Raw genomic sequence first — 13,801 nt, 5'->3', positions numbered from 1 at the left:
GAAGAGGCGCTGCCCGTTATCGGTCAGCGCTTTTTTGTTTTTGGCTGTTGGTAATTTGGCGTCAAACCCCTGATTTCATTGGGGTGGCAGGATGCCAGTAAAAAAATTGGGAAATCGCCCTAAAGCAAACTGCCCTGACGACGATAAACATTACGAAGGTTCTCTAGGCCACCTACCCGGCGAATTGCCAAGGCCGGAAGCCGTAGTACCCAATCCAACGAGGAATTCGTCATGGCTTTGACTGTAAACACTAACACCACCTCTCTGGGCGTTCAGAAGAACCTGAACCGTGCTTCCGACGCACTGAGCACCTCGATGACCCGTCTGTCCTCCGGCCTGAAAATCAACAGCGCCAAAGACGACGCCGCCGGCCTGCAGATCGCTACCCGCATGACCTCGCAGATCCGTGGTCAGACCATGGCCATCAAAAACGCCAACGACGGTATCTCCATCGCCCAGACCGCTGAAGGCGCGATGCAAGAGCAGACCAACATCCTGCAGCGTATGCGTGAACTGGCACTGCAATCGCGAAACGACTCGAACAGCTCGCAAGACCGCGACGCTCTGGACAAAGAGTTCCAGTCGATGCTGAAAGAGATCGACCGTATCGCTGACAGCACCCAGCTGAACGGCAAGAACCTGCTGGACGGTTCCGGCGGCGTGATGACCTTCCAGGTCGGTTCGAACGTTGGCGCTGCCAACCAGATCACCATCAGCCTCAGCGCTGCAATGAAGACCACTGGTACTGGCGCAGCCCTGACTGCCCTGGCCGGCAAGAGCATCACCGGTGCCGACAGCAGCAGCGCCCAGGCTACCTTCAGCGCCGCCGTCAGCGCCATCGACGACGCCCTGCAGGCAATCAACACCTCGCGTGCCGACCTGGGTGCTTCGCAGAACCGTCTGACCAGCACCATCAACAACCTGCAAAACATCAACGAGAACGCCGAAGCCGCTCGTGGCCGTGTACAGGACACCGACTTCGCTTCTGAAACTGCACAGCTGACCAAGCAGCAGACTCTGCAGCAAGCTTCGACTTCGGTTCTGGCCCAGGCCAACCAGCTGCCATCGGCAGTCCTGAAGCTGCTGGGCTAATCTGCCTGATAGCTGATGGCGGGGGAGTGCTCTCCAGGCGCTTCCCCGCCTTTTTCATTGTGAGGTGCTGGACATGGACATGAGCGTCAAGCTGAACCTGTCTTACCCGGCTGCACGCACGGCCGAGCAGGTTGCTGAAAAACCGGTTGCGCGGTCGCCAGGCACTTCCGGTGATGGCGAGAAGCAGCAGGATCCGGGTAAGGTGCAGGGCGCCGACAAGGTGCAGGCTGCAAATGATGTCAAAGGCGCTGTCTCGGAAATCGAGAAGTTCCTGAAGGAAACGCGACGCAATCTGGAGTTCGTCACAGACGAAGAGTCCGGTAAGATCGTGGTCAAGGTCATCGCCAGTGAAACCGGTGAGTTGATTCGTCAGTTGCCCTCGGAAGAGGCCCTGCGGATCGCCCATAGCCTGAGCGATGTCAAAAGTATTCTGTTCGACGCCAAGGTCTGATTGGCGGCGAACGCAAATGTGTGATTCAAGTCGGTCTTGCAGGAGCGGGGCCGACTCATCGAAGAGAGGAGCGACAGCATGGCAAGCCCGATTACTACCAACACGGGTGCGGGCTACGGGCTCGATATCAAGAACATCGTCAGCGTGTTGGTGAATGCCGACACCTCGGCCAAGGCCAACCAGATTGCTCGGCAGACGAGCAACAACTCCGCGATGATCTCCGGTATCGGTTCCCTGCGCAGCGCCTTGACGGCGTTCCAGGACGCCATGAAGAAGCTCAACGACAAGAACGCCCCTTCGTTCAATGCCTTCGCTGGCACTTCCGCTGACGAAAAAGTGGTCAAGATCAAGTCGAGCAACTCGGCGGTCGCTGGGACCTACGATATCAAGGTCGACAAGCTGGCCACCGGCTCCAAGGTCGCCAGCAAGCAGTTCGTGGGTGGTGCCAGCACGGCGATCGGCGCCGGTGAGCTGACCATCAGCCAGAACGGCAAGGACTACAAGGTCAACGTCGCCAGCGGTGCCACACTGCAGAGCGTGCGCGACCAGATCAACAAGGAAATGAGCGCCAACGGTATCACCGCCAACATCATCAATGAGGCGGGTGGTTCTCGCCTGGTGTTCAGCTCCACCACGACCGGCAAGGGCAGCGACATCTCTATCGGTGGTATTCCGGAGCTGACCATCAACGGTACTCAGCCCATCAGCGGAAGTGGCGCGGGTTACATCAGTGGGCTGGCCCAGGATGCGGAATTTTCCATCGACGGGCTGGCGCTGAAAAGCCCGAAGAATACTGTCGACCAGGCTATCAGTGGCCTGACGCTCGAGCTCACCGGTGTCTCCACGGGCGGTAATGCCACCAAGGCTACTGTAGCGCTGGACAACGAAGGCCTGAAGAAATCGGTGCAGTCGTTCGTCGATGCCTATAACACCCTGCAGAAGGCTGTTACTGCGCTGGTCACGCCAGAGAAGGACGCCAACGGCAACGTCAAGAGCCTTGGTCCGCTGACCAACGACCCGACTACCCGGTCGTTGCTTGCCGATGTGCGCAAGGTGCTGACGGAAGTGGGGGCAGGAGACAAGCTGACCACGCTCAGTCAGTTGGGTATCAACACCCAGAAAGATGGCACCCTGGAGTTCAATAGCACCAAGTTCACCTCTGCATTGAACGACAAGAAGCTCGGTTCGGAAATCCAGGAGCTGTTCACCGGCACCAATGGTCTGTTCGAGCGGATGAACAAGGCAATTGATCCGTACAATTCCACGGGTGGTTCGCTTGATACTCGCAAGAGCAACCTCGACAAGGCTGCCAGGAACCTGCAGAACCAGCAGGCGGCGCTTGATCGTCGTACCGAGTTGCTGACTGCGTCGCTGACCAAGAAATTCTCTGCGCTCGATACCGCCCTGGCCAAGATGAAGAAACAAGGCGAGCAGATCACCTCGATCTTCGAGGCGATCAACGCCCAGGCCAAGAAGTCCTGATCGATCGCGCATGACAAAAGCCCGGCGGCGTCTCACAGGCGTGCCGGGCTTTGTCTTTTCCGGCTAAAGTTTTTTGACGCGGCGGCGATACAAGAGGTATATGCACCTTTTCGCTGCAACGAGGTAGATCCATGAACCCGATGTTGGCCCTTCGGCAATACCAGAAAGTCAATGGCGTGGCACAGACTTCCGAGGCCAGTCCGCACCGCCTGGTGCAGATGCTCATGCAGGGTGGTCTCGACCGCCTGGCCCAGGCCAAGGGCGCCATTGCCCGCAAGGATATCGCCCAGAAGGGCATTCTGATCGGCAAGGCCATCGATATCATCGGCGGTCTGCGCGAGGGTCTCGACCTGGAGAACCACGCCGACAGCCTGACCGACCTGGACAACCTGTACACCTACATGAGTCGTCGCCTGGTCGAGGCCAACGTCAAGAGCGATCCCGAGATCATCGACGAAGTCGCGCGTCTGCTGATCACGGTCAAGGAAGGCTGGGACGCGATCGGCGAACAGCAGCCGGCGCCCTGAACCAGGAGGTTGTCATGAGTGAGGTGATCGAGCGTATCGACCAGACCCGCGAGCTGCTGCTCGCCGCCCTGGCCAGTCGTGACTGGGAGGCGGTTGGCGAGCTGGATCTGGAGTGCCGCCTGTGCGTCGACGATGTGCTGGCCGAGGCGTTGTCGAACGAGGATGAGGTGCGTGCCAGTCTGGAGCAGCTGCAGGCTGTCTATCGGCAGCTAATCGAAGTTGCAAGTGGCGAGCGTCAATCAGTGGTCGACGAGATGGCGAAGATACGTCAGGCAGAAAACGCGACAAAGGTATACCATTTGTTCACCTGACCACAGGTTACACAAAAATCAGCGCGCCATAAATTTGACTGTGTGCCGTTTTTTGACTTTACTAGTGGCTGTTTTCGAAATTCAGACGTCCGAACACTGACCATTCAGTCGGAATGATGTCGTGCACGCCTTCGGGCGCCGATATGACTAGGGAAGTTGCTATTGCATGTGGCGTGAAACCAAGATTCTCCTGATCGATGACGACAGCGAACGCCGCCGCGATCTGGCGGTGGTCCTGAATTTTCTCGGCGAAGAAAACCTGTCCTGCTCCAGCGACGACTGGCAGCAGGTGGTCGAGGGTTTGTCTTCCAGCCGTGAAGTGCTGTGTGTCCTGATCGGTACCGTAAATGCCCCGGCCAGCGTGCTGGGGCTCCTTAAGACAGTGGCCGGGTGGGATGAGTTCCTTCCGGTTCTGCTTCTGGGTGAAATTTCTTCTGCGGACTTCCCCGAGGACCTGCGCCGCCGTGTGCTGTCCAACCTCGAGATGCCGCCGAGCTACAGCCAGTTGCTCGACTCCCTGCACCGTGCCCAGGTCTATCGCGAGATGTACGACCAGGCCCGCGAGCGTGGTCGCCAGCGCGAGCCCAACCTGTTCCGCAGCCTGGTGGGCACCAGCCGTGCCATCCAGCATGTGCGGCAGATGATGCAGCAAGTGGCCGACACCGATGCCAGCGTGCTGATCCTTGGCGAGTCGGGCACCGGCAAGGAAGTGGTGGCGCGCAATCTGCACTACCACTCCAAGCGTCGCGAGGCACCGTTCGTGCCGGTCAACTGCGGGGCGATCCCGGCGGAGCTGCTCGAAAGCGAACTGTTCGGCCACGAAAAGGGCGCCTTCACCGGGGCGATCACCAGCCGTGCCGGGCGTTTTGAGCTGGCCAACGGCGGCACGCTGTTCCTCGACGAAATTGGCGACATGCCGCTGCCGATGCAGGTCAAGCTGCTGCGCGTGCTGCAGGAGCGTACCTTCGAGCGGGTCGGCAGCAACAAGACCCAGAGCATCGATGTGCGCATCATCGCCGCGACGCACAAGAACCTCGAGACCATGATCGAGGACGGGACCTTCCGCGAGGATTTGTATTACCGGCTGAATGTGTTCCCGATCGAGATGGCGCCATTGCGTGAGCGGGTCGAAGACATCCCGTTGCTGATGAACGAGCTGATCTCGCGCATGGAGCACGAGAAGCGCGGCTCGATCCGCTTCAACTCGGCGTCGATCATGTCGTTGTGTCGCCACGGCTGGCCGGGCAACGTCCGCGAGTTGGCCAACCTGGTGGAGCGCATGGCGATCATGCATCCGTACGGGGTGATCGGCGTGGCGGAGCTGCCGAAGAAGTTCCGTTATGTGGATGACGAGGATGAGCAGTTGGTCGACAGCCTGCGCTCCGATCTCGAGGAGCGCGTGGCGATCAACGGGCATGCGCCGAACTTCGCCAGCCACGCCATGCTGCCGCCCGAGGGGCTGGACCTCAAGGACTACCTCGGTAGCCTCGAGCAGGGGCTGATCCAGCAGGCGCTGGATGATGCCAACGGCATCGTTGCCCGGGCTGCCGAACGACTGCGCATCCGGCGTACCACGCTGGTGGAGAAGATGCGCAAGTACGGCATGAGCCGCCAGGGTGGCGAGGAACAGGCGGACGACTGATCCCATCTTGCCTGGACGCAATGGTCGGGGGCTGTGACAGTCCCGGCCATTGCCTTCGATCAACGATCCTGCAGTCGATTATCCCCATCTCCGGCACGGCTATTGCTACAGCGCAGGCAACATACCGTTTTTATGACGGTCAGCCATGCGAGAGAGCACGATGCCCCAGGCCGCCCACCGTTCCCATGCCGCCGATCAGCGCGGGCACACCACGCTCGAGCAGGAAAGCCGGCAGGGTCTTGAGCAGGCGTTCGCCCTGTTCGATCAGGTTTCCAGCCAGCTGAGCCAGTCCTACACCATGCTCGAGACGCGGGTCAGCGAGCTCAAGGGCGAGCTGGCGGTGGTCAGTGCGCAGCGCATGGCCGAGCTCGATGAGAAGGAGCGCCTGGCCAATCGCCTGCAGAACCTGCTCGACCTGCTGCCGGGCGGGGTGATCGTGATCGACGCCGAAGGGTGCGTGCGCGAAGCCAATCCGGCGGCCTGCGAGTTGCTCGGCGAGCCGTTGATCGGCATGCGCTGGCGCGAGGTGATCGCCCGCAGTTTCGCGCCGCGTGACGATGACGGCCATGAGGTCTCCCTGCGTGACGGGCGTCGCCTGTCCATCGCGACGCGCTCGCTGGATGCCGAGCCGGGTCAGCTGGTGTTGCTCAACGACCTGACCGAAACCCGCCGTATGCAGGATCAGCTGGCGCGGCACGAGCGCCTGTCCTCGCTGGGGCGCATGATCGCGTCCCTGGCGCATCAGATCCGCACGCCGCTCTCGGCGGCGATGCTCTATGCCAGCCACCTGGCCGAACCGCAGCAGGTATTGACCGACGAAACCCGGCTGCGCTTTGCCGGCAACCTCAAGGAGCGTCTCCACGAGCTCGAACACCAGGTGCGTGACATGCTGGTGTTCGCCCGCGGGGAATTGCCGCTCAATGACCGGATCAGCCCGAAGGCGTTGTTCCAGGCGCTGCAGCAGGCGGCTCATGCCCATGTCGAGGGGCATGCGGTGCGCTGGCAGTGCGACAGTCGTCTCGGGGAGTTGCTGTGCAACCGTGACACCCTGGTCGGCGCCTTGCTCAACCTGATCGAGAATGCCCTGCAGGCCGGCAGCGGGCCGGCGAAACTCAAGGTGCACCTGTCGCGTCGCGACGACAATCTGCGCGTGTGCGTCAGCGATGCCGGCAGCGGTATCGACGAGCAGCTGCTGGCGCGCCTGGGGGAGCCATTCGTGACCACCAAGGCGACTGGCACCGGCTTGGGGTTGGCGGTGGTCCAGGCGGTGGTGCGCGCGCACCGCGGCACCCTGCAGCTACGCTCCAGGCTTGGCCGTGGTACCTGTGTCACCGTGCTGCTGCCGTTGATCGACGGCCGTGGGGAGGTAAATCAATGAGCGTCAAGGTACTGCTGGTCGAGGATGATCGGGTCCTGCGTCAGGCGTTGGCCGATACCCTGGAGATTGGCGGTTTCTGTCACCGAGCCGTCGGCAGTGCCGAGGAGGCCTTGCTGGCGGTGGCTGAAGAGTCGTTCAGCCTGGTGGTCAGCGACGTGAACATGCCGGGCATGGACGGTCATCAACTGCTCGCCCAACTGCGTCGACAGCACCCGCAGCTACCGGTGTTGCTGATGACCGCCCATGCGGCGGTGGAGCGGGCGGTGGAGGCCATGCGCCAGGGGGCTGTCGATTACCTGGTCAAGCCTTTCGAGCCCGCAGCGCTGAACGGCCTGGTGGCGCGTCATGCCGTCGGCAGCGCTGCCGGCAGCGATGACGAGGGGCCGGTGGCGTGCGAACCGGCCAGCCGGCAATTGCTGGAATTGGCGGCACGGGTTGCGCAAAGCGACTCCACCGTGCTGATCTCCGGTGAGTCGGGAACCGGCAAGGAAGTGCTGGCGCGCTACATCCATCAGCAGTCGCGGCGGGCGGACCAGCCCTTCGTGGCGATCAACTGCGCGGCAATCCCGGACAACATGCTCGAGGCGACCCTGTTCGGCCATGAAAAGGGCGCCTTCACCGGGGCGATCGCCGCCCAGGCGGGCAAGTTCGAGCAGGCCGACGGCGGCACGTTGCTGCTGGACGAGATTTCCGAGATGCCGCTCGGCTTGCAGGCCAAGCTGCTGCGGGTGCTGCAGGAGCGCGAAGTCGAGCGCGTCGGTGGGCGCAAGCCCATCGCCCTGGACATCCGCATCCTTGCCACGACCAACCGCGACCTGGTGGGGGAGGTGGCGGCCGGTCGTTTCCGTGAAGACCTGTACTACCGCCTTTCGGTGTTCCCCATGGCCTGGCGCTCCCTGCGCGAGCGTCCTGCCGATATCCTGCCGCTGGCCGAGCGCCTGCTGGCGCGCCATGCCCGCAAGATGCGCCATGCCCAGGTGTGCCTGTCCAGCGAGGCGCGGGCGTGCCTGCAGGCGTATGCCTGGCCGGGTAACGTGCGGGAGCTGGATAACGCCGTGCAGCGGGCGCTGATCCTGCAGCAGGGCGGTGTGATCGAGGCGGCGGATTTCTGTCTGGCTGGCGCCATTCCATTGTCGGCGCCGAAAGTGGCCACTATTGAGCCATTATCCGTTGAGCCGGTTGCCGAGGTTGGCGGGCTGGGCGACGACATGCGGCGTCATGAGTTCCAGATGATCATCGATACCTTGCGTGCCGAGCGCGGCCGTCGCAAGGAGGCTGCTGAGCGCCTGGGGATCAGTCCGCGCACCTTGCGCTACAAGCTGGCGCAGATGCGTGACGCGGGCCTGGATGTCGAGGCCAGCCTGTTCGGTTGATGCGTCGTTTTGAATGATTTTCGGGTTGGCTGGCACTCCTCTTGCTAGTTCCAACCCATTCGCTGCACGAGTGTCAAAAAAAGTGCGGCAGCCGGAGAGAGAAGTCCATGACCCAAGGTGTTGAATTCAATCGTCTGATGTTGGACATGCGTGCCATGCAGGCCGAAGCCATGTCCCAGTCCAAGGCTGTCGCCGCGCCTGAACTGGCGCCAGGCCAGAGCAGCTTTGCCGACATGCTTGGCCAGGCCATTGGCAAGGTGCATGAAACGCAGCAGGCCTCCTCCCAGCTGTCCAACGCTTTCGAGATCGGCAAGAGCGGAGTCGACCTGACCGACGTGATGATCGCCTCGCAGAAGGCCTCGGTGTCGTTCCAGGCCCTGACCCAGGTGCGCAACAAGCTGGTACAGGCGTACCAGGACATCATGCAGATGCCGGTATAAGGGCGAGAGTGAGTCATGGCCGAAGCAGTCGTCGATAACGCACCCGCCAAGAGTGGTCCGCCAGCGGCCAAGCCGCCGCTGTTCGGCATGGCGTTCCTGGAAAACATCTCGCAGATGCCCATGCTGCGTCAGGTCGGCCTGCTGGTCGGCCTGGCCGCCAGCGTGGCCATCGGTTTCGCCGTGGTGCTGTGGTCGCAGCAACCGGACTACCGGCCGCTGTACGGCAGCCTGGCGGGCACCGACACCAAGCAGGTGATCGATGCCCTGACCGCCGCCGATATCCCCTATCGCGTAGAGCCGAACTCCGGTGCCCTGTTGGTCAAGGCCGACGACCTCTCCCGTGCGCGCCTGAAACTGGCTTCCGCCGGTGTTGCGCCAAGCGATGGCAACGTCGGCTTCGAGCTGCTCGACAAGGAGCAGGGCCTGGGCACCAGCCAGTTCATGGAAGCCACTCGCTACCGTCGCAGCCTGGAAGGCGAGCTGGCGCGTACCGTGTCGAGCCTGAACAATGTCAAGGCCGCCCGCGTGCACCTGGCGATCCCGAAAAGCTCGGTGTTCGTGCGTGACGAGCGCAAGCCCAGCGCCTCGGTGCTGGTCGAGCTGTACCCGGGCCGCGCCCTGGAGGCGGGCCAGGTCATGGCCATCGTCAACCTCGTGGCCACCAGCGTTCCGGAACTGGACAAGTCCCAGGTGACCGTGGTCGACCAGAAGGGCAACCTGCTTTCCGACCAGTTGCAGGACACCGCCCTGACCATGGCGGGCAAGCAGTTCGACTACAGCCGCCGCATGGAAGGCATGCTCACCCAGCGCGTGCACAATATCCTCCAGCCGGTGCTGGGCAACGACCGCTACAAGGCCGAGGTGTCGACCGACGTCGACTTCAGCGCCGTCGAGTCCACCTCCGAGCAGTTCAATCCCGACCAGCCGGCGCTGCGCAGCGAGCAGTCGGTCAACGAACAGCGTGCCAGCAGCCAGGGCCCGCAAGGTGTGCCGGGTGCCCTGAGCAACCAGCCGCCGGCCGGCGCCTCCGCGCCCGAGAACGCCAAGGCCGCCGCCACGCCGGCCGGTGCCATCCAGCCTGGCCAGCCGCTGGTGGATGCCAACGGCCAGCAGATCATGGACCCGGCCACCGGCCAGCCGATGCTTGCGCCGTACCCGAGCGACAAGCGTCAGCAGAGCACCAAGAACTTCGAGCTGGATCGCTCCATCAGCCACACCCGTCAGCAGCAAGGTCGCCTGACCCGCCTGTCGGTGGCCGTGGTGGTGGACGACCAGGTCAAGCTCGACGCCGCCACCGGCGAAACCACCCGCACTCCGTGGGGTGCCGAGGACCTGGCGCGCTTCACTCGCCTGGTGCAGGACGCAGTGGGCTTCGATGCCAGCCGTGGCGACAGCGTCACCGTGATCAACGTGCCGTTCGCCGCCGACCGTGGCGACGAGCTGGTCGACATTCCGTTCTACTCGCAGCCGTGGTTCTGGGACATCGTCAAGCAAGTGCTGGGCGTGCTGTTCATCCTGGTGCTGGTGTTCGGCGTGCTGCGTCCGGTGCTCAACAACATCACAGGTGGCGGCAAGCAGGCTGCCACGGACAGCGACATGGAGCTGGGCGGCATGATCGGTCTGGATGGCGAACTGGCCAACGACCGCGTCAGCCTGGGTGGCCCGACAAGCATTCTGTTGCCGAGCCCGAGCGAGGGTTACGAGGCACAGCTCAACGCAATCAAGGGCCTGGTGGCCGAAGACCCGGGCCGCGTGGCCCAGGTCGTGAAAGAGTGGATCAACGCCGATGAGTGACAATCGAGCCATTACCGCCAAGCTGAGCCGCGTCGACAAGGCGGCCATCCTCCTGCTCTCGCTCGGCGAGACCGATGCCGCGCAGGTCCTGCGCCACATGGGGCCCAAGGAAGTGCAGCGGGTCGGTGTGGCCATGGCGCAGATGGGCAACGTCCATCGCGAGCAGGTCGAGCAGGTGATGAGCGAGTTCGTCGAGATCGTCGGCGACCAGACCAGCCTGGGTGTCGGTTCCGATGGCTATATCCGCAAGATGCTCAACCAGGCTCTTGGCGAGGACAAGGCCAACGGCCTGATCGACCGTATCCTGCTTGGTGGCAACACCAGCGGCCTGGACAGCCTCAAGTGGATGGAGCCGCGTGCCGTGGCCGACGTCATCCGCTACGAGCACCCGCAGATCCAGGCCATCGTGGTCGCCTACCTCGACCCCGACCAGGCCGGCGAGGTACTGAGCAACTTCGACCACAAGGTGCGCCTGGACATCGTCTTGCGCGTGTCGTCGCTCAACACGGTGCAGCCGGCGGCGCTCAAGGAACTCAACCAGATCCTCGAGAAGCAGTTCTCCGGCAACTCCAATGCCGCGCGCACCACCCTGGGTGGCATCAAGCGCGCCGCCGATATCATGAACTTCCTCGACAGTTCCGTGGAAGGCGCGCTCATGGACTCGATCCGCGAGATCGACAGCGACCTGTCGGAGCAGATCGAAGACTTGATGTTCGTCTTCAACAACCTGGCCGACGTCGACGACCGTGGCATCCAGGCGCTGCTGCGCGAGGTGTCTTCGGACGTGCTGGTGGTGTCGCTCAAGGGCGCCGACGAGCGGGTCAAGGACAAGATCTTCAAGAACATGTCCAAGCGTGCGTCGGAGCTGTTGCGCGACGACCTGGAGGCCAAGGGGCCGGTTCGGGTCAGCGACGTGGAGACGGCGCAGAAGGAAATCCTCACCATCGCCCGTCGCATGGCCGAGGCCGGCGAGATCGTGCTGGGCGGCAAGGGCGCCGAGGAAATGATCTGATCAGCGGGGCGACGCGGTCCCTTGTAGGAGCGGCCTTGTGCCGCGAAAGGGCAGCAAGGCTGCCCCGACAATTTTGCGGTGACATCGATATCGAGGGGCTGCTTTGCAGCCCTTTCGCGGCACAAGGCCGCTCCTACAGGGGCGCGTTGGTTGCAGATGGCTTTTGAGTACCTGAAAACATGTCCACCACCGAACACCCCAGCGACCTGATCCGTGCCCGCGACCTCGAGGGCGTGGATGTATGGGCGCTGCCCAGCTTCGACCCCGAGCCCGAGCCGCAACCCGAGCCGGAGCCTGAGGTTATCGAGGAAGAAGTCGAAGAGGTGCCGCTGGAGGAAGTCCAGCCGCTGACCCTCGAAGAGCTCGAGGCCATCCGCCAGGAGGCCTACAACGAAGGCTTCGCCACTGGCGAGCGCGAAGGCTTCCACAGCACCCAGCTGAAGGTTCGCCAGGAGGCCGAAGTGGCCCTGGCGGCCAAATTGGCCAGCCTCGAACAGGTCATGAACCATCTGCTCGAGCCCATCGCCGAGCAGGACACCCAGATCGAGAAAGCCCTGGTGCAACTGGTCGCCAGCATGACCCGCCAGGTCATCGGTCGCGAGTTGCGCAGCGATTCGAACCAGATCACCCACGTCCTGCGTGAGGCGTTGAAACTGCTGCCGATGGGTGCCGACAACATCCGTATCCACCTCAACCCGCAGGATTTCGAGCTGGCCAAGGCCTTGCGCGAGCGTCATGAGGAGAGCTGGAAACTGCTTGAGGATGAGTCGTTGCTGCCGGGCGGCTGCCGGATCGAGACCGCTCACAGCCGTATCGACGCGACCATGGAGACTCGCATCGAAAAGGCCGTGATGCAGTTGTTCGACCAGTCCCACGACCAGGCCCTGCATCCTGCTGCGCCGGATATATCCGTCGAGCTGGACGTGCCGGCGGGTGAAGCCGATGCGCCTTGACCGTACCAGCTTCGGCAAGCGCTTGGAGGGCTACGCCGACGCGGTGAAGCTGCCCGACCAGCCGATCGTCGAAGGGCGCCTGCTGCGCATGGTCGGTCTCACCCTGGAGGCTGAAGGCCTGCGCGCTGCGGTGGGCAGCCGCTGCCTGGTGATCAACGACGACAGCTATCACCCGGTGCAGGTGGAGGCCGAAGTCATGGGCTTTGCCGGCAGCAAGGTGTTCCTGATGCCGGTCGGCAGTATTGTCGGCCTGGCGCCCGGTGCCCGCGTGGTGCCGCTGGACGACAGCGGCCGCCTGCCCATGGGCATGAGCATGCTTGGCCGGGTGCTCGATGGCGCCGGTCGCGCGCTGGACGGCAAGGGTGGGATGAAGGCCGAGGACTGGGTGCCGATGGACGGCCCGATCATCAACCCGCTCAACCGTGATCCGATCAGCCAACCGCTGGATGTCGGTATCCGCAGTATCAATGGTTTGCTCACTGTCGGCCGCGGCCAACGCCTGGGCCTGTTCGCCGGTACCGGTGTCGGTAAGTCGGTGCTGCTGGGCATGATGACCCGCTTTACCGAGGCCGAGATCATCGTGGTCGGCCTGATCGGCGAGCGGGGTCGGGAAGTGAAGGAATTCATCGAGCACATCCTCGGCGAGGAGGGGCTCAAGCGCTCGGTGGTGGTCGCCTCACCAGCGGATGACGCGCCCTTGATGCGTCTGCGTGCGGCGATGTATTGCACGCGCATCGCCGAGTACTTCCGCGACAAGGGCAAGAATGTCCTGTTGCTGATGGACTCGCTGACCCGTTTCGCCCAGGCCCAGCGCGAAATCGCCCTGGCCATCGGCGAGCCGCCCGCCACCCGCGGTTATCCGCCGTCGGTGTTCGCCAAGCTGCCCAAGCTGGTGGAGCGGGCTGGTAATGGTGAACCGGGCGGAGGTTCGATCACCGCGTTCTACACGGTGCTGTCCGAAGGCGACGACCAGCAGGACCCGATCGCCGATTCGGCGCGGGGCGTGCTCGACGGCCACTTTGTGCTGTCCCGGCGCCTGGCCGAGGAAGGGCACTACCCAGCCATCGACATCGAGGCCTCGATCAGCCGGGTCATGCCCCAGGTGGTCGACCCCGATCACCTGCGTCAGGCGCAGAAGTTCAAGCAGCTGTGGTCGCGCCTGTCGCAGAGTCGCGACCTGATCAGCGTCGGCGCCTATGTGGCTGGTGGCGATCCGGAGACGGACCTGGCCATCGCCTTGCAACCCAGGCTGGTGGACTTCCTGCGCCAGGGTCTGGATGAAAACGTCGGCATGGCGCAGAGCCGTGAAGAACTGGCCGCGGTGTTCGCGCCGCCGGCGGGCTGAT

General features: G+C 63.1%; 13 protein-coding genes. All 13 read left to right on the top strand.

Annotation, left to right across the window (positions count from 1 at the left end):
• Positions 1-231: 231 nt before the first annotated feature.
• The 13 genes from NMG10_RS03300 to fliI all read left to right on the top strand — a co-directional run bounded on the left by NMG10_RS03300 (position 232) and on the right by fliI (position 13,800).
• Positions 232-1,092, top strand: coding sequence for a flagellin domain-containing protein (locus NMG10_RS03300; protein WP_254463831.1), 861 nt, complete (start codon positions 232-234; stop codon positions 1,090-1,092).
• A 73-nt stretch (positions 1,093-1,165) separates the two neighbouring features.
• Positions 1,166-1,543, top strand: a complete 378-nt coding sequence (locus tag NMG10_RS03295) for a flagellar protein FlaG (protein ID WP_198742987.1) — start codon at positions 1,166-1,168, stop codon at positions 1,541-1,543.
• Positions 1,544-1,621: 78 nt separating this feature from the next.
• Entirely contained in the window at positions 1,622-3,025 is a 1,404-nt protein-coding gene (gene fliD / locus NMG10_RS03290; RefSeq protein ID WP_232856527.1) for a flagellar filament capping protein FliD, read from the top strand.
• A 131-nt stretch (positions 3,026-3,156) separates the two neighbouring features.
• Entirely contained in the window at positions 3,157-3,552 is a 396-nt protein-coding gene (gene fliS, locus NMG10_RS03285) for a flagellar export chaperone FliS (protein ID WP_232856528.1), read from the top strand.
• A 14-nt stretch (positions 3,553-3,566) separates the two neighbouring features.
• Entirely contained in the window at positions 3,567-3,863 is a 297-nt protein-coding gene (locus tag NMG10_RS03280) for a flagellar protein FliT (RefSeq protein ID WP_186714840.1), read from the top strand.
• Positions 3,864-4,029: 166 nt separating this feature from the next.
• Positions 4,030-5,505, top strand: coding sequence for a transcriptional regulator FleQ (fleQ, locus tag NMG10_RS03275; RefSeq protein ID WP_186714839.1), 1,476 nt, complete (start codon positions 4,030-4,032; stop codon positions 5,503-5,505).
• A gap of 160 nt (positions 5,506-5,665) precedes the next feature.
• Positions 5,666-6,883 (top strand): PAS domain-containing sensor histidine kinase, encoded by a 1,218-nt coding sequence (locus NMG10_RS03270; RefSeq protein ID WP_254463837.1) that lies wholly within the window; start codon positions 5,666-5,668, stop codon positions 6,881-6,883.
• The gene (locus NMG10_RS03265; protein ID WP_186714838.1) at positions 6,880-8,256 is read left to right on the top strand and encodes a sigma-54 dependent transcriptional regulator; all 1,377 of its coding nucleotides are present in this window, start codon (positions 6,880-6,882) and stop codon (positions 8,254-8,256) included. The genes NMG10_RS03270 and NMG10_RS03265 overlap by 4 nt, the downstream gene beginning before the upstream one ends.
• Before the next feature lie 107 nt (positions 8,257-8,363).
• Positions 8,364-8,696: a flagellar hook-basal body complex protein FliE gene (gene fliE / locus NMG10_RS03260; protein WP_234560335.1), complete on the top strand. Its 333-nt coding sequence runs from the start codon at positions 8,364-8,366 to the stop codon at positions 8,694-8,696.
• 15 nt (positions 8,697-8,711) lie between these two features.
• Complete coding sequence (gene fliF / locus NMG10_RS03255) at positions 8,712-10,490, top strand: flagellar basal-body MS-ring/collar protein FliF (RefSeq protein WP_050706673.1); 1,779 nt, start codon at positions 8,712-8,714, stop codon at positions 10,488-10,490.
• Positions 10,483-11,502 (top strand): flagellar motor switch protein FliG, encoded by a 1,020-nt coding sequence (fliG, locus tag NMG10_RS03250; protein ID WP_023631000.1) that lies wholly within the window; start codon positions 10,483-10,485, stop codon positions 11,500-11,502. Before fliF ends, fliG begins: the two co-directional genes overlap by 8 nt.
• Positions 11,503-11,681: 179 nt before the next feature.
• Positions 11,682-12,455, top strand: a complete 774-nt coding sequence (gene fliH, locus NMG10_RS03245) for a flagellar assembly protein FliH (protein WP_254463830.1) — start codon at positions 11,682-11,684, stop codon at positions 12,453-12,455.
• Entirely contained in the window at positions 12,445-13,800 is a 1,356-nt protein-coding gene (gene fliI, locus NMG10_RS03240; protein ID WP_203651647.1) for a flagellar protein export ATPase FliI, read from the top strand. The genes fliH and fliI overlap by 11 nt, the downstream gene beginning before the upstream one ends.
• Position 13,801 lies beyond the last annotated feature (1 nt).

It is taken from the genome of Pseudomonas sp. DVZ6 (assembly GCF_024259445.1).
Classification (GTDB): domain Bacteria; phylum Pseudomonadota; class Gammaproteobacteria; order Pseudomonadales; family Pseudomonadaceae; genus Aquipseudomonas; species Aquipseudomonas peradeniyensis.
Note: the sequence above shows the minus strand (reverse complement) of the source record. Positions and strands in the feature narration are given on the sequence as shown.